General features: G+C 75.4%; 18 protein-coding genes and 1 riboswitch. Of the genes, 6 read left to right on the top strand and 12 right to left on the bottom strand.

Translation table 11 applies throughout. From position 1 onward, the window contains the following. Window positions 1–27: 27 nt before the first annotated feature. From O7542_RS02815 to O7542_RS02825, 3 genes are read right to left on the bottom strand one after another with little or no spacing between them, the layout of a single operon-like run. Window positions 28–1,203, bottom strand: a complete 1,176-nt coding sequence (locus O7542_RS02815) for a saccharopine dehydrogenase NADP-binding domain-containing protein (protein WP_210888207.1) — start codon at window positions 1,201–1,203, stop codon at window positions 28–30. A gap of 31 nt (window positions 1,204–1,234) precedes the next feature. Beyond that, on the bottom strand, window positions 1,235–2,371 hold the full coding sequence (locus O7542_RS02820; protein WP_281605651.1) for an alcohol dehydrogenase catalytic domain-containing protein: 1,137 nt from the start codon (window positions 2,369–2,371) through the stop codon (window positions 1,235–1,237). Further along, entirely contained in the window at window positions 2,368–2,754 is a 387-nt protein-coding gene (locus tag O7542_RS02825; RefSeq protein ID WP_231915630.1) for a hypothetical protein, read from the bottom strand. Before O7542_RS02825 ends, O7542_RS02820 begins: the two co-directional genes overlap by 4 nt. 199 nt (window positions 2,755–2,953) lie before the next feature. Between O7542_RS02825 and O7542_RS02830 the strand changes: the two genes are divergently transcribed. Beyond that, window positions 2,954–5,725 (top strand): LuxR C-terminal-related transcriptional regulator, encoded by a 2,772-nt coding sequence (locus tag O7542_RS02830; RefSeq protein WP_281605652.1) that lies wholly within the window; start codon window positions 2,954–2,956, stop codon window positions 5,723–5,725. A gap of 1 nt (window position 5,726) precedes the next feature. On the opposite strand, the gene O7542_RS02835 is transcribed toward O7542_RS02830, so the two are convergent. From O7542_RS02835 to O7542_RS02850, 4 genes are all read right to left on the bottom strand, one after another. Beyond that, a complete protein-coding gene (locus tag O7542_RS02835) occupies window positions 5,727–6,278 on the bottom strand; it encodes a thioredoxin domain-containing protein (RefSeq protein ID WP_281605653.1) in 552 nt (183 codons plus the stop codon). After that, window positions 6,275–6,772 carry a redoxin domain-containing protein gene (locus tag O7542_RS02840; protein WP_281605654.1) on the bottom strand — a complete coding sequence of 166 codons (498 nt, stop codon included), beginning with the start codon at window positions 6,770–6,772 and terminating at the stop codon, window positions 6,275–6,277. Before O7542_RS02840 ends, O7542_RS02835 begins: the two co-directional genes overlap by 4 nt. A 59-nt stretch (window positions 6,773–6,831) precedes the next feature. Continuing rightward, window positions 6,832–7,506, bottom strand: a complete 675-nt coding sequence (locus O7542_RS02845) for a BON domain-containing protein (RefSeq protein WP_064448224.1) — start codon at window positions 7,504–7,506, stop codon at window positions 6,832–6,834. Window positions 7,507–7,676: 170 nt separating this feature from the next. After that, entirely contained in the window at window positions 7,677–8,081 is a 405-nt protein-coding gene (locus O7542_RS02850; RefSeq protein ID WP_064448225.1) for a hypothetical protein, read from the bottom strand. A 421-nt stretch (window positions 8,082–8,502) separates the two neighbouring features. Here O7542_RS02850 and O7542_RS02855 point away from each other — a divergent pair, with 421 nt between their 5' ends. Both O7542_RS02855 and O7542_RS02860 read left to right on the top strand, forming a co-directional pair. Further along, a complete protein-coding gene (locus tag O7542_RS02855) occupies window positions 8,503–8,862 on the top strand; it encodes an STAS domain-containing protein (protein WP_013287849.1) in 360 nt (119 codons plus the stop codon). 41 nt (window positions 8,863–8,903) lie between these two features. Continuing rightward, window positions 8,904–9,440: an SRPBCC family protein gene (locus O7542_RS02860; protein WP_231915621.1), complete on the top strand. Its 537-nt coding sequence runs from the start codon at window positions 8,904–8,906 to the stop codon at window positions 9,438–9,440. Here the strand turns inward: O7542_RS02860 and O7542_RS02865 are convergent. The 5 genes from O7542_RS02865 to O7542_RS02885 all read right to left on the bottom strand — a co-directional run bounded on the left by O7542_RS02865 (window position 9,437) and on the right by O7542_RS02885 (window position 15,527). Next, window positions 9,437–10,513, bottom strand: coding sequence for a hypothetical protein (locus O7542_RS02865; protein ID WP_281605655.1), 1,077 nt, complete (start codon window positions 10,511–10,513; stop codon window positions 9,437–9,439). The genes O7542_RS02860 and O7542_RS02865 overlap by 4 nt on opposite strands. A 4-nt stretch (window positions 10,514–10,517) precedes the next feature. Continuing rightward, a riboswitch (cyclic di-AMP (ydaO/yuaA leader) is annotated at window positions 10,518–10,649 on the bottom strand. A 143-nt stretch (window positions 10,650–10,792) separates the two neighbouring features. Then, window positions 10,793–11,707: a cation diffusion facilitator family transporter gene (locus O7542_RS02870; protein WP_043329179.1), complete on the bottom strand. Its 915-nt coding sequence runs from the start codon at window positions 11,705–11,707 to the stop codon at window positions 10,793–10,795. A 94-nt stretch (window positions 11,708–11,801) separates the two neighbouring features. Further along, on the bottom strand, window positions 11,802–13,919 hold the full coding sequence (locus tag O7542_RS02875; RefSeq protein WP_064448226.1) for an AAA family ATPase: 2,118 nt from the start codon (window positions 13,917–13,919) through the stop codon (window positions 11,802–11,804). A gap of 124 nt (window positions 13,920–14,043) precedes the next feature. Continuing rightward, entirely contained in the window at window positions 14,044–14,949 is a 906-nt protein-coding gene (locus tag O7542_RS02880; RefSeq protein ID WP_064448227.1) for an alpha/beta hydrolase, read from the bottom strand. Between the two features lie 248 nt (window positions 14,950–15,197). Further along, window positions 15,198–15,527 (bottom strand): hypothetical protein, encoded by a 330-nt coding sequence (locus tag O7542_RS02885; protein WP_043329183.1) that lies wholly within the window; start codon window positions 15,525–15,527, stop codon window positions 15,198–15,200. 331 nt (window positions 15,528–15,858) lie between these two features. Between O7542_RS02885 and O7542_RS02890 the strand changes: the two genes are divergently transcribed. The 3 genes from O7542_RS02890 to O7542_RS02900 are packed head-to-tail and all read left to right on the top strand — an operon-like array spanning window position 15,859 to window position 18,384. Then, the gene (locus O7542_RS02890; RefSeq protein WP_013287841.1) at window positions 15,859–16,350 is read left to right on the top strand and encodes a DUF3145 domain-containing protein; all 492 of its coding nucleotides are present in this window, start codon (window positions 15,859–15,861) and stop codon (window positions 16,348–16,350) included. 33 nt (window positions 16,351–16,383) lie between these two features. Further along, window positions 16,384–18,108 carry a glycoside hydrolase family 3 protein gene (locus tag O7542_RS02895; protein ID WP_043329186.1) on the top strand — a complete coding sequence of 575 codons (1,725 nt, stop codon included), beginning with the start codon at window positions 16,384–16,386 and terminating at the stop codon, window positions 18,106–18,108. Window positions 18,109–18,165: 57 nt separating this feature from the next. Next, complete coding sequence (locus O7542_RS02900) at window positions 18,166–18,384, top strand: hypothetical protein (protein WP_104113058.1); 219 nt, start codon at window positions 18,166–18,168, stop codon at window positions 18,382–18,384. The last annotated feature ends 76 nt before the right edge of the window (window positions 18,385–18,460 follow it).

Below are 18,460 nucleotides of genomic sequence, written 5' to 3' on the forward strand. Positions count from 1 at the left end.
TGACCTCAAGCGGGTCGAGGGTCAACCTCACGCCGGCAGCGTGCGGAACGTGATGCCCGCGCGTACCAGCCGGTCCAGCAGCGCGTCGCCCATCGCCGCGACCGGCGTGACCTGCCCGGCGGTCTCCGGCAGGTCGTCGAAGGCCAGGCAGAGCGCCGACTCGGCGAGCATCTTGGCCGTCTCGTCGTAGCCCGGGTCGCCGCCGGCCACCTCGGTCACCACCCGGCGGTCGCCACCGGTGCCCACGAACCGCACCCGGAACCACGACTTGGCCCGCTGCTCGGCGGTCGGGCCCTGCCCGGAGGCGAGCCGTCCGAGCAGCCAGCGCCGCGTCGGCGCCACCTTCACCAGCCCCATCACACCGGCCAGCCCGACACCTGCGACGAGCACCGTAGGCAGCCGCTTCAGCGCGGCGAAGTGCCGGTAGCGGAAGTCCGGGCCGTACTCCGGGCGGGCCGCCGCGGACCGGCGGACCACCTGCGGGTCGATGGTGGGCAGGGGCACCGCCCACTGGCCGAACTCGCGTACCCGGCCGACCTTGCCCGGCACCGCGCGGACCCGGCGCCCGTCGGGCTTCGGCTCCATCGCCCGCCGCGCCCGCGCCGCGCGGCTCGTCTCACCGGTACGGGAGAACGCGGTGAGCGCCGAGTGGTACGTGCCGGCGGAGAACCGGCCACCGGCCCGCACGTACCCGTCCACGGCGATCGGCCCGTCTGCGGGCAGTTGCTTGACCGTGTACCAGACGCCCAGGTCGTGCGGGATCGAGTCGAAGCCGCAGGCGTGCACCAGGCGGGCCCCGGTGCGTACCGCCTCGGCGTGGTGCCGCACGTACATCCGGTCCACGAACTCCGGCTCACCGGTGATGTCGAGGTAGTCGGTGCCGGCCGCGGCGCACGCGGCCACAAGCGGCTCGCCGTGGTGCACGTACGGCCCGACGGTGCTGGCCACCACCCGGGCGCACTCCGCCACCGCGCGCAGCGACGCCGGGTCGGTCACGTCGGCGGTGAGCAGCGGCAGCTCGGCCAGGGCCGGGTCGATCGCGGCGAGCCGCTCCCGCACCGCGGCCAGCTTGTCCGGGTTACGCCCGGCCAGCGCCCAGCGCAGCCGCTCCGGCGCGTGCCGGGCCAGGTACTCGGCGGTCAGCCCGCCGGTGAAGCCGGTGGCGCCGAACAGGACGAGGTCGTACCGACGGTCTGCGCGCATCCGCCGAGTGTGCCATCCACGGCGTTCACCTTCACGGCGTGAAGACCACCCGGACGCATCCGTCGGCCCGGTCGCGGAACAACGCGTACCCGTCGGCGCCGCGCTCCAGCGGCATCCGGTGCGTGGCCAGATGCTCGGTGACCAGCTCGTCGCGGGCCATCCGGGCCAGCAGCTCCGGGATCGCCGTCGCGCCCCGCCGCCGGGCCGCGCGGACGGCGAGGCCCTTGTCCGCGAGCGCGCCGAGCGGGAACCGGTCCACCACCCCGGGCCGGGCGTCGAGCACCACCACGACGCCGCCCTTGCGGCACGCGTGCACCGCCTCGCGCAGCGCCGCCCCGCCGACCGCCTCGGTCAGCGGCCACCGGTTCGGCTCGGCCGGCACCCCGGAGGCGTCGACGCAGACGTCCGGGCCCCGGCCGCCGCTGCGCTCCCGCAGCTCGGCGAGCACGTCCACGTACCTGTGGTTGAGCGCCTCCACCTCGGCGTGCCGGGCGACCATGCTCAGCCGGTCGTCCCGGTCGTCGACCACGATCACCCGGTCCGCGCCCCGGGCCACCGCCGCCCCGGCGGTGAGCTGGCCGACCGCGCCCGCGCCCCACACCGCCACCACGTCGCCCGGGGCGACCTCGCCCAGCTCCGCGCCGTACCAGCCGGCCGGCGCGGCGTCGGCGGCGAACACCGCGCGGTCGTCGCTCACCGACTCCGGTACGGCGAACGCGCCCACGTCCGCGTACGGCACCCGGACGAACTCGGCGTGGCCACCGGCGAACCCGCCCAGCCGGGCCGGCCGGCCGAAACCGCCCGCTGACGGCTGGCCCCACTCCGGCTCGGCGGTCACGCCGCTCGTGCCGTTGTCGCAGCAGGCGAGCAGCCCCTGCCGGCAGAACCAGCACGCCCCGCAGGCCACCGCGGCGCCCACCACCACCCGGTCGGCGACCCGGTGCCGGCGTACCTCCGTACCGACCTCGACCACCTCGCCGAGGAACTCGCGTCCGAGCACCTCCCCGGCGGACGCCTCGGGCACCCGCCCGTCCAGGAGCGGCAGGTCCGCGCCGCAGGTGATGCTGCGCCGCACCCGCACGATCATGTCCTGGGCGTTGCGCAGCTCCGGGTCCGGGACGCGGCGTACCTCCACCGCGTCGGCTCCGGCCCAGCACAGCGCCCTCATCGCACCGGCCCCGGCCGCTCCAGCGGCGAACGGTCCGCCCGCAGCACCTCGCCGGTCTCCAGGAGCTGCTTGGTCTGCCGCAGCACGTGGCGCAGGTACCGGCCCGGGTCGTCACCGACCAGGTGCGCGGCGAACCCCGGCAACGTGCACTCCCCGCCCAGCGGACGGATCGCCAGCTCCGTGCCGCGACCGCCCGGCGCGGGGCGGGCCCACACCTCGACCGCCCCGTCGAGACGGCGCAGCGGCTCGGGCCACCGCCCGGCCGGGAGCACCCGCTCGGGCTCGGCGGCCACCGTCACCTTCTGCCAGCGCCCCGGCCGTGGATCGGTTGCGGCCCGCTGCGGCAGGCGATCGGCCAGCCTCCGCGCACCGCCGGCCGCCAGCGCCAGCGCGCCCGCCGCCAGCCGTCTGATCCGCGCCACCTGACCTCCCGAGGTCCCGGCCTCGGGCGGCCGGCGCTGCCCGGCCGGCCGCCCGCGTGCCTCCAGGGTGGGCGAGGGGCGGGTGAGCCGGGTTCGCCCCGAAGGGGTGAACCGGCCCGGTTCGGGTAACCGCTGCCCGCGTCGACAGGGGGAGGGATGCATGCCGGAGGAGGCCGACCAGGTCCGGTTCGTGGCCGCGCCGCACGACACCAGCGAGATCACCGGTACGTCCGATCTGCGTACCGCCGGCATCGATTCGCCCGACCTGGCCGGTGGCCCGCTGCCGGGCGGCCCGCCGCTGCTGGCGTCCCGGTTGACGCCGCCGCCGCCACCCGAGCCGGGTCTGCTGCGGCCCCGGCTGGTGGAGCGGGTGGAGCGGGGCGCGAGCGGGCCGGTGACGCTCCTGCTCGCGCCGGCCGGCTGGGGCAAGACGGCTGTGTTGTCCACCTGGGCGCGGGCGGAGCGGGACGGCCCGGCGCCGGCCTGGGTGACGGTGGGTGAGGGCGACACGGCACGGCGGCTCTGGGGCTACCTGGCGGCGGCCCTGCGGACGGCCGCGGTCGACGACCCGGACGAGGGACCACCGCCACCGGTGCCGGACGGCCCGCCCCGGCCGGAGCAACTGGAGTCGCTGGCCGCCGCGCTGGCCGGACGGGAACGGCCGGTGCTGCTGGTCCTCGACGACCTGCACCGGGTCACCGACCCGGCGGCGCTGTCCGGGCTGGAGTTCCTGCTCCAGCACACCGACGGGCGGCTGCGGCTGGTGGCCGGCGCGCGGCGCGAGCCGCCGCTGGCGCTGCACCGCTGGCGGCTGGCCGGCGAACTGACGCTGATCGGCCCGGACGAGCTGGCGTTCACCACCGACGAGGTCGCCGACCTGCTGGTCGCGCACGGCGTGCCGGTGCCCGCCCCGGCGGTGCCCCGGCTGGCCGAGCGCACCGCCGGCTGGCCCGCCGGGCTGCGCTTCGCCGCGCTCGCGCTGGCCGACGGGACCGACCCGGCCCGCGCGGTGGACCGGTTCGCCGGTGACCAGCCGGACGTCGCCGCGTACCTGCGGGACGAGGTGCTCGCCCCGCTGGGCCCGGCGACCCGCGACGTCCTGCGCCGCGTGGCGGTGGCCGTCGCGGTCCGCGCCGACCTCGCCGCCGCGCTGACCGGGCGGGCCGACGCCGGGCAGGTGCTCGCCGAGGCGGCCCGGGACGGCGGCTTCCTCCTCCAGGACGGCGGCAACCCGCAGTGGTACCGGCCGCATCCGCTCCTGGCCGACGTGCTGCGGGACGAACTGGGCCGGCTGCCCGCCGACGAGGTGCGCGAGCTGCACCGGCGGGCGGCGGACTGGTACGCCGCCCATGACCGGCCGGCCGAGGCGGTACGGCACGCGCTGACCGCCGGTGAGTGGACCGCCGCCGCCGAGCTGCTGGTCAGCCGCTGGCCCGAGCTGGCCCCGGACGAGCCGGCCGCCGCGCCGGCCCCGCCGGAGCCGCCCGCGCACCAGGTCCGCCGGGATCCCGAGCTGGCGCTGGCCGCCGCCGCCGAGCGGGCGTACGCCGGTGATCCGGCCGCCGCCGACGGGCAGCTGCGGCGGGCGCTGGCCCACGCCGACGACCTGCCCGCGCCGCGCCGCGACCGGTTCCGCCGGCTGGCCGCCGCCGTGGAGCTGAGCCTGGCCCGGCTCGGCGGGAACCACCAGGGGGTACGCGAGGCCGCCGACCGCCTGCTCGCCACCGCTTCCGGCCCGGCTGCCGACGCCGGGGCCGATCCGCGTGCCGGGTCGGCCGAGCGCGACGATGTACGCGCGGTGGCGGGCGCCGCGCACGGGCTGGTCGCGCTGGCCGAGGGGGAACTGCCGGCAGCCCGTACCCGGTTCGCCGAGGCGCGGGAGGCGGCGCGCCGGGCCGGGCGGCCGCGGACCGAGCTGCTCTGCGTCAGCCGGTCGGCGGCGCTGGAGGCGGCCCGGGGCGCGTTGCGGGCGGCCGAGGAACTCGCCGGGGAGGCGCTGGCGATGCCGGCCTGCCAGGGCTGGTCGGCGCGGGCGGACTGCGGCTACGCGTACCTGGCGCTGGCGCTCGTGGCCTGGCACCGGGACCGGCCCGCGGAGGCCGTGGCCCACCTGGCGCTGGCCGGTCCGGCCACCGCGGAGCCGGGGGGAGCGGCGCTGGCCGCGCTCTGCCGGGCCGGGCTGCTGGCCGACGGCGACGACCCGGCGGGCGCGCTGCGCACACTCGCCGGCGCGCGGGCGGTCGCGCCCGGCGCGGAGCTGGGCGGGTGGCTGGCCGCCGAGGAGGCGCAGGTACGCGCGGCGGCCGGTGACGCCGACGGCGCCCGGGCGCTGCTCGACGCCACTGGTGACGGGCCGGCGCCGGCGCTGGCGTCCGCCCGGTTGCTGCTGCGCGCCGGTGACGCCCGCGCGGCCGAGCGGACGCTGCCCGACTGGGCCGGGCCCGGCGCGGCGGACTGGCCGCTGCCGGTGCGGCTGGGCGCCGGGCTGCTCGACGCGGTGCTGGCCGGGGGGTCCGGGGACGCCCGGCGGGCCGGGCGGGCGCTGGAGGAGGTGCTGGCGCTCGCCGAGCCGGACGGCTACCGGCGCGTCTTCACCCGGACCGACCCGGGGGTACGGGACCTGCTGGCCGCGCACCTGGACTCCGGAACCGCGTACTGGGCCACGGTGAGCGAACTGGTCCGGGGCGCGGACGCGCAGCCGGTCACCGGGCCGGCGGACGGCCCGGCGCGCGGGCTGGACGAGCCGCTCACCGAACGGGAGCTGACCATCCTGCGGTACCTGCAGAGCATCCTGTCCAACGTGGAGATCGCCGCCGAGCTGTCGCTGTCGGTGAACACCGTCAAGACGCACGTGCGCAACATCTACCGCAAGCTCGACGCGACCCGCCGGCGGGACGCCGTCCGGCGGGCGCGCGAGCTGCGGTTGATCTGACTCAGGCGTCGGCCGCGGCGTCCACCACTGTCAGCAGTTCGGCCAGGTCGTAGCCGCCGTCGTGGCGGACGCCGTTGACGAACAGCGTCGGGGTGCCGTTGACGCCGCTGCGGATGCCGTCGACGAAGTCCTGCCGCACCCGGTCGGCGTACTCCTGGCGGCCGACCTCCGCGGCGATCTCGTCCGGCGACAGTCCGATCTGCTCGACGCCGAGCGACAGGTGCACCGGGTCGAGCTGGTCCTGGTGCTGGAAGAGCCAGTCGTACATCTCCCAGAACCGGCCCCGGGCGGCGGCCGCCTCGGCGGTCTCCGCCGCGCTCTCCGCGTACGGGTGGATGTTGGCGATCGGGAAGTGCCGGTACGCCAGCCGCACCACGTCGGCCCGCTGGCGCAGCACCTCGGTCAGGTTCGGGTACGCGGCGCCGCAGAACCGGCACTGGAAGTCGCCGTACTCGACGATCGTGACCGGCGCGTCCGCCGGCCCGCGGACATGGTCGTGTTCGGTCACCGGGGTCCGCAGCCGCGCGGTGGTGACCTGAAGTGGCGTGGTCATCGGGCGCTCACCCGCCGATCCGCGTCCAGCCGCTCCAGCGCGTCGAGGATGCCGTCCACGCCCGGGTTCACCTCGGGCGGCGACAGGTGGCTCCAGGCCACCCGGCCGTCCGGGTCGATCACCACGAGCGCCCGGTCGGACTGCCCACGCGGCGCGTACGCGCCGTACCGGCGCGACACCTCGCCCTTGGGCTCGAAGTCGGCGAGCAGCGGGAACCGGATGCCCTGGCTCTCGGCGAACGCCCGGTGCGAGTCGACGCTGTCCACCGAGATGCCCAGCAGCACCGCGTCGTACCGCTCCAGTTCGGGCAGGGCCGCCTGGTAGAGGGCCATCTGCTCGCCGCAGACCGGTGACCAGTCGGCGGGATAGAAGGCCAGCACCACCGGACGGCCCCGGAACTGCCCGGGACCCACCTGTCGCCCGTCCGGCGCCGTCGGCAGCGTGAACCCGGGGGCGGCCCGCCCGGGTGTGATCAGCCCGTTCGGATCACTCATGCCTCCCACCATGGCGGGTGCCCGGGTGAGGCGGGCTCACCCGGGCGGGGTGGTTCGGCTCAGCGCACGACCAGGTGGTTGTGCACCTCCCGGATGCCGGGGGCGTTCCACACCACCCGCTCGATCTCCGCGCGCTCGCCGGGCGAGTGGACCTGCCCGCCGAGCACGACGGTGTCGCCGTGCACCCGGACGTCGACGCTCTCGGCCTCGGTGGCGGCGTTGCGCGCGAGCGCGTCCACGATCCGTTCGGCCAGGTCGTGGCCGTCGGCGCGGACCGCCGGGCGCACGGCGATCCCGTTGCTCACTCCGCGTACGCCGGTGAGCCGGGCGACCGACCGTTCGGCGGCCCGCCGCTGGTACTCCCACTCGACGTCGCCGTGCAGCGTGACCCAGCCGTCGGAGACCGTCACCTGCAGCGTCTCGACCGGCACGAACGCGTCCCATTCCAGCGCCCGTACGGCCGCGACGGCGATCTCCGGGTCCTCCCGGCCGGCCGCGGTGGCGATCTGGACGGCGAGGTCGTTGGCGACCGCGCGGACCCGGGCGGCCCGGTGCGCGGCCCGCTCGGCAGCCCACTTCTTGGCGTAGCTGTCCACCCGGCCGGTCAGCGTCACCACGCCCTCGGTGACGGTTACGCCGATCTCGTCCGGGCCGACCCGGGGCTCCCAGGTCAGTTCGTCGAGCACCGCGGACTGGATGTCCCGGTCGGTGCGCGTGATCGTGTCGGTGGCCATCCGGCTCTCCCTCCGTCGATGGCGGCGCGGGCACGCGGTCCCGCACCCGCGATCCTGCGCGTGTCCCGGGTGACCGGCCCTCACCCGGTCCGGGTGGGGGAGAGCACCACGCGGCACGGTGGCCGCCCCCGGGAGTGCCGGGAGCGGCCACCGTGCCGGTCGGGTGGGGTTCAGCCGTCCAGGCCGGCCGGGGAGTTCGGGCGGTCCACGTCCACGAACTCGATCTCGTCCGCGGCGCGGTCGCGGCTGCCCGCGGCGCGCGCGGCGGTGCCGGCGGCCCAGCCGATCGCCGCGCCCGCGAGCGCCGCCGCGATCAGCAGCGTCCAGGGCAGGGCGGGCCGGCGTCCGGCCAGCGCGTCGAAGGCGAGCGTGGCCCGCCGGCGCGCCTCCTCGGCGGCGGAGCCGACCAGGTCGGTGGCGTCGTCGGCGAAGCCGGAGGAGTTGCGGCGGGCGCTGCGGGTGGCGTCGCGCACGCTGTCACCGGCGGAGCCGGCCGCGGAGAGCAGGTGCTGCCACGCCTGGTCGGCGACCCGCTCGGCCTTGCCCCGGCGGTCCAGCAGGTTGGATCCGAACATCGTTCTACCTCCTCGGGTGCCGAAGGCCGGCGGCCACTTCGGACTCCGGTGTCCATCCGGCGCGTTCACTGTCTCGGGGCAGTGCCCCACCGGCGCACGCGGCAAACCCTCGCGGTGGTGCCCGGCTCGTGAGCAGCGAACGGGACGAACCACCCGAACGCGCCGGGACCGGTGCCGACGGGACGTGCGCGCGCCCGCTACCCTGGTCGGCGGATCGACGGGTCCGACCGGCCGTACGGCTGGCCGCGGCCCGCGTCGAAGGGGAAACTGGAACCCGGAGGTCCGGATTGGGAGCGCCCAGGTGTGCCCAGTTCGCGAATTGCTCATCCCGGGGGGTGGCGACCGGGCCGTTGGAGGAATACTCTCGGTCGCGGCCCGCGTACTGATGAGGCGCCCGTCAAGGGCGAGTGGAGGTGCTCGCGTGAGCCTGTCGATCGTGAAGTCGGTGCGGCCGGGTGGTGTCGTCCAGATCGCGCCCCGTGGGGAGATCGACGTCGACACCGCGTACGAGGTGCGGGAAGCGATCGCCGAGGTGCTCGCGAAGGGCCGTCCCTCGCGCATCGAGCTGAACATGCGGCTCGTCACGTTCATCGACTCGGTCGGCATCAGCGCCATGGTGGCCGGCTTCCAGACCTGCGAGGTCAGTGGCGTCAAGCTCGTGGTCACCGAGCCGAGCCGGTTCGTGCACCGGCAGCTCTGGGTGACCGGCCTGCTCGGCCTCTTCGGCGCTCCCGAGCCGTGGTTCGCCGACGACACCCCCGAGGTGCTGCCCGGCGCCTGAGCGCCGTTCGCACCCCCTGCGGCCAGGGGACCTTCTACCCGTTGCCAGCCCGGCGTCGGTACGGGACGATCGTCGCGACGTACGACGGCGAGGGGGCCCGCTTGCAGAGCAGCGACAGCTTCAGCTACACCGTGCAGGCCCGGTGCAGCCGGGCCGACGCGGTGGCACTGCTGGGTGACCTGAGTCGCCAGGGCGAGCTGCATCCGCTGATCGTCCGGGTCCGGCAGCTGCCGGCCCGGCCGGGCGCGCTGGCCAGCTACGCGATCACCGACCGGCTGCAACTGGGCCCGCTGCACTTCCCGGTCACGTACCAGGCGGACGTGCTGGTCGCGAGCGAGGACGAGGTGGTCACTGTGGCCCGGCAGCAGCCGGCGACGACGGTGCGCAACCACACCCGGCTGCGCGACGAGCCCGACGGCACCGTGCGCATCGACGTGGAGATCACGCTCACCGCGCCGGCGCCGCTGTTCGGGTACGCGTTCCGCCAGGCCCGGGCGGCTCACCTGAGCCTGGCGGCCCGTCTCGGCGCGACGCTGGAGGGCCGGCCCGATCCGGCCGGCCCCCCGGGAGCGCGCTAGTACACCGACAGGTGCACGTGGTTGGTGTGGTCGCTGGACGGGTCTCCGTTGCCGCCGCTGTACGACTTCCACCCGCTGCTGGGCAGCCAGATCTGCTTGAACCAGATCACGTAGAGCACGGCGAGCGGGTCGGCGTTGCGCACGAAGTACGCGGCCAGGTTGTTGCCGTACGTCCGGTCACCGCCGCTGGCCACGCCGCCGAAGCCGTTCTTCTGGGCGGCGAAGTCGCAGGCCCGCCCCTTCGGGTGCTCGCCCGAGCCGCTGGGCCGGTGGCACGAGACGTACCTGGTGAAACCGGCCGCCTTGGCCTGCTGCAGCGCGTGCAGCGTCCGCGGGGTGATGCAGCCGTTGGCCGGGGTCGGGTCGTTGACGCTGCACGACTCCGACGGCCACGAGCCGTCCGAGTTGCGTGGTGCGGGCTTCGCGTTCTTGCTTGAGGTGCCCTGGACGCTGCCGCCGCCGCTGCTGTTGTTGCGGGCGGAACGTTCGTTCGCCACTTCGAGCGCGCGCTCGGCCTGCTCCTTGCGCTTGCCCATCACCTCGACCTGCTTGCGTTGCTCGCGGATCTCGGTGTCGAGCGCGGCCCGGGTGCGGGTGGCCTCGTCCCGGGTGGTGATCAGCTCGCGCACCGTGCGGTCCTCGTGCGCGGCGACCTGTTCCAGCGTGGCGGCCCGGTCCATGAAGCCCGCCGGGCTGCTGCTGTCGAGCAGCGCGGCGGCGGTGCCGAGCCGCCCGGCGCGGTACGCCACCCCGGCGATCTCACCGACCTTGGCGTCACGTACGGCCAGCTCGGCGCCGACCTTCGCGAGCTGGTCGTTGAGCTGCTTCTGGCGGTCCACCGACCGGTTCAGCGCGGCCTTCGCCTCCAGCCAGCCCTTGCTGGCCGCGTCGAGTTGGGCGCGCAGCTCGGGCGTGCCGCCCTCGTCGTCGCCGGGCGCGGCGGCGAGCAGGGCGGTCCGGGGCGCCGCCGAGGCGGGGGAGGCCGGAACGGTCGCGACGCCGACAGTCAGCGTCGCGACGAGCAGGGCCGCCAACCGGGCGGCCGTCCGTCGTACAGGTGCCACTGGGGGCATTCACATGTCCTTCCGTCAACCGCCGACCGGGTTAGCTGACGGGTTCGGGACGGAAGATCCCTACCGCTGACGCGGATGCACCCCACGTACGTGGTTCCCCGGCTCGCCCCTTCGGGCGATTAGGCGACGGCCACCCCACCTGCGCCCGTGACGCCGGTGGCTGCGGCCGCGACCGAGCCTACCGGCGCGGCCCGGGCGTGGCTCCGTTGCGCAGTGCCGCATGGTGGGGCAAAACCGACATAAGTGTACAGCAGTCACGGTGATTTAAGTCTGCCCTAATCACCACTCGGTCTTTCCGCACACTCCGGCTGACGCTCCGGGTTCGACCTGCAACGTGGCGTGATCGATGGAGAAGTCCTCGTGCAGCGCCGTCCGCGCGGCGGCCAGCACCCCGGCCGGGTCCACGCCCGGGTCGGTGGTCAGGTGCGCCGAGGCCACCTCCATGCCCGAGGTGAGCGTCCAGACGTGCAGGTCGTGCACCTCGGCCACGCCGGGGACCGCGGCCAGTCGGTCGTGCACGGCGGTCACCTGGAGGTGCTCCGGCGCCGCCTGCACCAGGATGCGCACCGCGGCCCGGCCGAGCCGCCAGGTGCGCGGCAGGATGAACAGGCCGATCCCGACGGCGACCAGTGGGTCCGCCCACCACCAGTCGGTCACCGCGATGACCAGCGCCGCGGCGATCACGCCGAGCGAGCCGAGCAGGTCGCCGAGCACCTCCAGGTACGCGCCGCGCAGGTTGATGCTCTCCTTCGCCCCGGCGCGCAGCAGCGCGAAGGCGACGATGTTGGCGAGCAGGCCGAGCACCGCCACCACGAGCATCGGGCCGGCCAGCACCTCCGGCGGCTCGCCGAAGCGGCGTACCGCCTCGATCAGGACGTAGACCGCGACGGCGCCGAGCAGCACGGCGTTGGCGAGGGCGGCGAGCACCTCCAGCCGGTAGAGGCCGAACGTGCGCTGCGGGTCGGTGCCGGCGCGCCGGGTGGCGGTGATCGCCGCGAGGGCCATGCCGATGCCGAGCACGTCGGTGAACATGTGCCCGGCGTCGGAGAGCAGGGCGAGCGAGCCGGTGGTGAAGGCGGCCACCGCCTCGACCACCATCAGGACGGCGAGCAGCGCGAACGCGGCCCAGAGCCGGCCTGCGTGGCGGTGTGCCGCGTTGGCCACCGCGCTGCTGTGGTCATGACCTGCGCCCACGCCAACACCCTCCCTGCCGCGTACCGGCCGGGCCCAATGTATGCTCACATCGCTATGTATGCAAGTGAACTGTGGGTGGCGCGGGCGTGGCCCCTCACCCCACCGGGTCGAGCGTGGTGAGGCGCTGGGTCGCCCGGGACAGCGCCACGTAGAGCGTGCGCACGCCCGAGCCCGGATCGGCCCGGATCTCGCTCGGCGCCACCAGCACCACGCCGTCGTACTCCATGCCCTTGGCCTGGAGGCTGGTCACCACCTGGAGCCGGCCCGCGCCGAGCGCGCCCAGCCAGCCGGCCACCTCGTCCCGGCGCGGCACCGGCGTGATCACGCCGACGGTGCCCTCCACCTGGCCGAGCAGCGCCTCGGCCGCCTCGACGGTGGCCGCCGGCAGCTCGGCGGCGGGCACCGTGCGTTCCACCGGCGGAACGCCTGTGGACCGGACCGCGTCGGGCAGCGGCAGATCCGGGTAGAGCCGGCGGATCTCCGCCGCCGCCACCGCGAAGATCTCCGCCGAGTTGCGGTAGTTGGTGGTCAGCTCGTAGCGGTGCCGCTTGCGCCGGCCCAGCGCCTGGTCCCGGGCCCGGTCCAGCTCCTGCGGGTCGCCGGTCCAGGCGGTCTGCGCCGGGTCGCCGACCACCGTCCAGGACGCCAGCCGCCCGCGCCGGCCGATCATCCGCCACTGCATCGGCGAGACGTCCTGCGACTCGTCCACCACCACGTGCGCGTAGTCGCGGTAGTCGGCCGGACGCTCCCGGGCCGCCGCGCGGGCGGCGCGCTGCCGATCGGCGTACGTGCTCAGCTCGCGCACGCCACCGGCGAGCTGGTACGGGTCGCGCTTGGGCCGGGCCCGCTGCACCGGCTTGCCCAGCAGCGCGTCCAGCTCGTCCAGCAGCGCGATGTCCGCCACCGTCAGCCCGTCGGTCGCGAGCGTGCGGTACGCCTGCCCGAGCAACCGGATCTCGGCCGAGGAGAGGATCCCCCCGGCGTAGCGGCGCAGCCGGTCCGGGCGGGCCAGCCAGTCCAGCACGTGCCGGGGGTGCAGCCGGGGCCACCACGCCTTGAGGAACTCGCGGAACTCCGGCCGCTCGATGATCTCGTCCTCGAACGCGGGCTGCTCCGGCAGCCGGCCCACCCGCAGCGTGCGGGCCTGCGCGTAGAGCGCGGCGAGCACCGCGTCGAACGCCGCCCGGCGTACCTCGTTGCGGCGCGCGCCCCGGGCCAGCGTCCGGTCCCGGATCGCGTCCAGCGCGGGGCGCTCCAGGCGCAGCAGCTCACCCCGGTACAGCAGGCGCAGCTCGGCGGGGGAGTCCGGCACCGCGTCGCGGACCGCGCGTTCCAGCACCCGGCGCATCCGCAGCGAGCCCTTCACCGCCGCCACGTCCGGCGGGTCAGTCCGCGACGCGGACAGGCCGGGGAAGAGCGAGCCGAGCGAGTGCAGCGTGGCGGTCTCCTCGCCCAGTGAGGGCAGCACCGAGGCGATGTACTCGACGAACACGCCGGACGGGCCGACCACCAGGATGCCGCCGCCGGCGTACCGGGCCCGGTCGGAGTAGAGCAGGTACGCGGCCCGGTGCAACGCCACCGCCGTCTTGCCGGTCCCCGGGCCGCCGGAGACGATCGTGACGCCGTTGCCGGGGGAGCGGATCGCCTCGTCCTGCTCGCGCTGGATGGTGGCGACGATGTCGCGCATGCCCCGGCCGGTGGCCCGGGACAACGTGGCCAGCAGCGCTCCGTCACCGACCACCGCCATGTCCGGCGGCGCGGCCTCCGGGTCCAGCAGGTCGTCCTCGATCCGGGTGACCTTCTCCGAGGCCGACTGGATCGTGCGCCGGCGTACCACGCCGCGCGGCTCGGCGGGCGTGGCCTGGTAGAACGCGGCGGCGGCTGGGGCCCGCCAGTCCACCACCAGCGTCTCCGCGTCCACGCCCCGCACGCCCAGGCGGCCGACGTGCAGCACCTGCCCGGTACGCAGGTCCAGCCGCCCGAACACCAGCCCCTCGTGCTCGGCGTCCAGCACGTGCCGGCGCTGGGCGGCGTGGAAGACCATCGCATCCCGCTCGACCAGCGCGCCGAAGTTGCCGACCCGGGCCAGCCGGTAGCCCTCCCGCTCGGCGTCGGCCGCCGACCGGCGCAGTTCGGCCAGCCGGGCGTACACCCGGTCGAGGTGGCGCTGCTCGGCGGCGATCTCCCGGTCCAGCGTGGTCTGGTCGGTCAACGCGGATGCTCCTGTGGTCGGACGGCACGACGGGCTGAATGAGGGTACGGGCCCCCGGCAACCGCAGCGCCGGGGCATGCCGTCCGCGTGGCGTACGTCAGTGCCGTTCCGGAGCGGGAGACGCTCAGAGGCGGGCCGCCGGACGGCCGGTCAGCACCCGGTCCAGCACCCCGGCCACGGCGTCGTTCACCTGGTCCGGGCGCTCCATCATCAGCATGTGACCGGCGCCCGGGCAGACGGTCAGCTCCGTGGTGGGCAGCGCCGCCGCGATCGACTCGGCGCACGGCGGCGGGGTGAGCCGGTCCCGGTCCCCGACCAGCGCGGCGGCCGGCAGCCCGCCCAGCGCGGCGAGCGTCTCCAGCCGGTGCTGCGCCCCGATCGAGGCGCGGAACCCGCCGATCGAGCGCAGCGTGGCCCGGGCCACCGCCGAGGTGACCAGCCGGATGTCCGCCGGGTCGCAGCGGTCGCCGAACAGCATCCAGCGGATGCTCGGGCGCAGCGCGCGCAGCAGCGCGTGCGGTGGCCGCCAGCCGCCGCACCGGGCCAGCACCCCGGCGCCGGTGGTCTCGGCGAGCCGGATCAACCTCGTGATGCGGGGGGACAGGCCGTAGACGGTGTGCGTGTGCCCCTCGGCGGTGGTCGAGACGAAGACCAGCCCGGCGGTACGCGCCGCGAACCGGTCGGCGTGGCGGTGGGCGTACTCCATCACCGTCATTCCGCCCATCGAGTGCCCGACCAGCACGATCGGCCCGGACGGGGCGATCTCGTCGACCACGGTGGCGAGGTCGTCGCCGAGCTGGGCGAGCGTGGCGTCGCGCAGCGCCAGGCAGCTCGACCGGCCGTGGCCGCGCGCGTCGTAGGTGACCAGGCGGACCCGGTCGCCGAACCGTTCCCGCAGCTCGGCGACCTGACGGTGCCAGCTGCGGCCGTCGAGCGTCCAGCCGTGCAGCATCAGCACGGTGACCTCGGCGTCGACCGGCCCGGTGACCGTCACGTGCAGGCGTACGCCGTCCGGAAGCCGCAGTTCCATGTCGCCACCCCCGAGCCCGTCCGGTTTGCGTCCACCGGGTGTCCCGGCGGTGACACCGGCGTTACCCGTCATGACACCACGGCAACCGGGGCGGGGAGAAGATTCGCGTCCCGACCCGTGGACGAGCCGGACGCGCATCCGCCGGCGATCCGCCACCGGTGAGGTGACGCTGCTGCCGCAGGAGCAGACGCGAAACCGCCCGCCGGGTGATCCCGGCGGGCGGTCGCGGTGGTGCGGGTGAAGGGTGCTCAGCCCTCGAAGACGCCGGCCTCGACCAGGCGCTTCTCGGTGGCCTCCCAGCCGTGGTCCGGGTGGGCGGCGGCGAGGCCGTTGATCTCAGCCCGGATCTTGGCGGCGTGGCCGGCGGCGGCCAGCACCCGGATCTCCTCGACGAAGGCCTCGGAGTCGGTGCGCAGGTGCGCGGTCTTGCCGTTGGTCAGGTTGCGCACGTAGGCGTGCTTGCCGCCGTTGAGCGGGATCAGGTACTTGAACTCGCCCAGCACGCTGAGGGCGCCACCCTGGCCAGCCTGGCCGGCCCGGACTGACGCGCGCGCGGTCTTAGAGGTGTTGCTCGCCACGGAGGTACTCCTTGCAGACGTACGGTGGGGACGGAAAGCCGTCCGGGGGCTGTGCGAGTGACGCCCGGGTTGAGCGCCTGCCCGCGAAGATGTACGGCGGCACACAGAACCGCCCAGAGAACTGTACACGACCGCGACACCTGGCTGGTCGTCGCGGCGTCAGAGGGCACAACCGGCTCCACCTCCCGGGTATTTCCCGCCGGCTGGGACCGGCGAATTTTCCGATTCGCTGGCGCACCACCAGTCACACGGGTCATCATGTGTGTCCAGGTACCACTCGGTAGGACGAGGTCGTAGGGGAAGACGCACCTCGGCTCACCGGGAGGTCACCGTGCCAACGCGTGGCGTCGTATACGTCCACTCGACCCCGCTCGCCGTGTGCTCGCACGTCGAGTGGGCGATCGCGCGCGTCCTCGCCGCGCCGGTCAACCTGCACTGGACGGCGCAGCCCGCCGATCCGGGCGCTCGTCGCGCCGAGTGCGGCTGGACCGGCAGCCCGGGGACCGGCGCGGAGCTGGCCGCTGCCCTCCGGCAGTGGCCCATGATCCGTTTCGAGGTCACCGAGGAACCCAGTCCCGGCGTCGACGGCGAGCGTTTCATGTACGTACCGGGCCGGGGCCTGTTCCGGGCCGCCGTCGGCGCGGCCGGTGACATCCAGCTCGGCGAGGACCGGCTGCGCAGCCTGATGGCCGCCGCGCGCAGCCCGGAGGCGCTCGCCCACGCGCTGGACAAGGCGCTGGGCACCGCCTGGGACGCCGAACTGGAGCCCTACCGTTACGCCGGCGACGGCGCCCCGGTGACGCTGCTCACCCGGGTCGGGTGACGGCGGCCGAGTTGCCCCGATACGGTGGGCCGCGTGTCGATTTCCCCGCGGCGCTCCGCCGTCGCGCTCGCCGCACTGACCGCGCTTCTCGTCTCCGGGTGCTCGGACGGGCCGGACCGGCCCCGTCCCACCCCGACGAGTCCGGCGCCGTCGTCGGCCGCGCCCGCGCCGAGCGAGTCGCCGGCCGCTGACCCGGCCGCCCGCGCCGCCGCGCTGGTCGGCACGCTGAGCGACGAGGACCTGGTCGGGCAGGTGCTGATGCCGTACGCCTACGGCAGCTCGGCCACCGAGGTCTCGGCCGGCTCGGCGGCCGGCAACCGCGCGCTGGCCGGCGTCGACACCCCCGCCGAGATGGTGGCGAAGTACCGGCTCGGCGGCGTCATCCTGGTCGGCTTCAGCGCCGACGACCCCACCTCCGGCAACCAGGCCACCACGAACGTCGACAACCCGAAGCAGGTCCGGGCGCTCACCGACGGGCTGCGCGCCGCCGCCGGCAAGCTGCCCGCCGGCGCCGCGCCGTTCCTGATCGGCACCGACCAGGAGTACGGCGTGGTCACCCGGATCACCGACGGCGTGACGCTGCTGCCCAGCCCGCTCGCGGCCGGCGCCGCCGGGAACCCGGCGCTGACCGAGGCCGCCTGGCGGGCCGCCGGGGCCGAGCTGGCCGCGATGGGCATCAACCTCGACTTCGCCCCGGTCGCCGACGTGCTCGTCACCCGCAGCACGGTGATCGGCTCCCGGTCCTTCGGCGCGGACCCGGCGACCGCGTCCCCCCAGGTGGCCGGCGCGGTACGCGGCCTGCAGGCCGAGGGCGTCGGCGCGGCGGTCAAGCACTTCCCCGGGCACGGCCTGAGCGCCGAGGACTCGCACACCGAGCTGCCCGTGATCAAGCAGTCCCGCGCCGACCTGGACCGGATCGCGTTCCCGCCGTTCCGGGCCGGGATCGGCGCCGGGGCCATGGCGGTGATGTCGGCCCACCTGGACGTCAAGGCGGTCGACCCGGGCACCCCCGCCACGTTCTCCCGCAAGCTGCTCACCGACGTGCTGCGCGGCCAGCTCGGCTTCCAGGGCGTGGTGATCACCGACGGGATGAACATGGCCCCGGCCAAGAAGTGGTCACCCGGTGAGGCGGCCGTGCGCGCGCTCAACGCCGGCAACGACCTCATCCTGATGACGCCGAACGTCACCCAGGCGTACGACGGGCTGCGCGCCGCGCTCAAGGACGGCTCGCTGCCCCGCGCCCGCCTGGTCGAGGCGGTCACCCGGGTGCTCACCATGAAGTTCCGGCTGGCCGGGCGGGACACGCCAGCGCTGTCCACGCTCGACGGCGCGGCACACCGCAAGGCCGCCGACGACCTCGCCACCGCCGCGGTGACGGTGCTGCGCGGCAAGTGCGGCGGCGCGGTGACCGGACCGGTCAGCGTGACCTCCTCCGGTGGCCGGGAGCGCACCCGCAAGCTGCTGACCGAGGCGCTCACCGCGGCCGGCGTCAAGGTGGTGCCCTCCGGCGGCACGGTGGTGCACCTGGTCGGGTACGGCGACGGCGCGAAGGACCTGCGCGCCGACGCCGCCGTGACGGTGGCGATGGACACGCCGTACGTGCTGTCCGGGGCGAAGTCCCCGACGCTGATGGCGACCTACTCGTCCACCCGGGCCTCGATGAACGGCCTCGCCGCGGTGCTCGCCGGCAAGGCCCGCCCGGGCGGCCGCTCCCCGGTGCCGGTCTCCGGCCTGCCCGCCACCACCTGCCGCACCTGACCGCCGCCGCCGGTAACTCGGGTGCGGCCCGGGGCGGCCGGCTGGCAGGGTGGCGCCATGGGAGAGGCAGCACAGGGATTCCGGTACGTCGAGCGCGCCGACGGCACGGTGGTGATCACGCATCACGGCCGGGTCGCGAGCACGCTTCGCGGCGGCCGGGCGGCGCAGTTCCTGGCCGAGGTCGACGACGATCCGCAGCTGGCCATGGCCCGGTGGACCGGCAACTACCGGCGGGGCAACGAGCGCACCGCCCGCCTACACCCCCGCAACCGCTGAGGTGTAAGGAAGGGCCCCCTGTTAACGCCTGCGGTAGAGGAAGGGCCCCTTCTTAACAGTCGCTGTTAAGAAGGGG

The organism is Micromonospora sp. WMMC264, from assembly GCF_027497275.1.
Lineage (GTDB): Bacteria > Actinomycetota > Actinomycetes > Mycobacteriales > Micromonosporaceae > Micromonospora > Micromonospora chalcea.

Excerpts from the sequence above, each read along its gene's own strand:
- O7542_RS02880 (WP_064448227.1), bottom strand. The coding sequence starts at position 14,949 with ATGGAACTGCGGCTTCCGGACGGCGTACGCCTGCACGTGACGGTCACC.
- O7542_RS02830 (WP_281605652.1), top strand. The coding sequence starts at position 2,954 with ATGCCGGAGGAGGCCGACCAGGTCCGGTTCGTGGCCGCGCCGCACGAC.
- O7542_RS02820 (WP_281605651.1), bottom strand. The coding sequence starts at position 2,371 with ATGAGGGCGCTGTGCTGGGCCGGAGCCGACGCGGTGGAGGTACGCCGC.
- O7542_RS02835 (WP_281605653.1), bottom strand. The coding sequence starts at position 6,278 with ATGACCACGCCACTTCAGGTCACCACCGCGCGGCTGCGGACCCCGGTG.
- O7542_RS02840 (WP_281605654.1), bottom strand. The coding sequence starts at position 6,772 with ATGAGTGATCCGAACGGGCTGATCACACCCGGGCGGGCCGCCCCCGGG.
- O7542_RS02850 (WP_064448225.1), bottom strand. The coding sequence starts at position 8,081 with ATGTTCGGATCCAACCTGCTGGACCGCCGGGGCAAGGCCGAGCGGGTC.
- O7542_RS02845 (WP_064448224.1), bottom strand. The coding sequence starts at position 7,506 with ATGGCCACCGACACGATCACGCGCACCGACCGGGACATCCAGTCCGCG.
- O7542_RS02865 (WP_281605655.1), bottom strand. The coding sequence starts at position 10,513 with ATGCCCCCAGTGGCACCTGTACGACGGACGGCCGCCCGGTTGGCGGCC.
- O7542_RS02900 (WP_104113058.1), top strand. The coding sequence starts at position 18,166 with ATGGGAGAGGCAGCACAGGGATTCCGGTACGTCGAGCGCGCCGACGGC.
- O7542_RS02815 (WP_210888207.1), bottom strand. The coding sequence starts at position 1,203 with ATGCGCGCAGACCGTCGGTACGACCTCGTCCTGTTCGGCGCCACCGGC.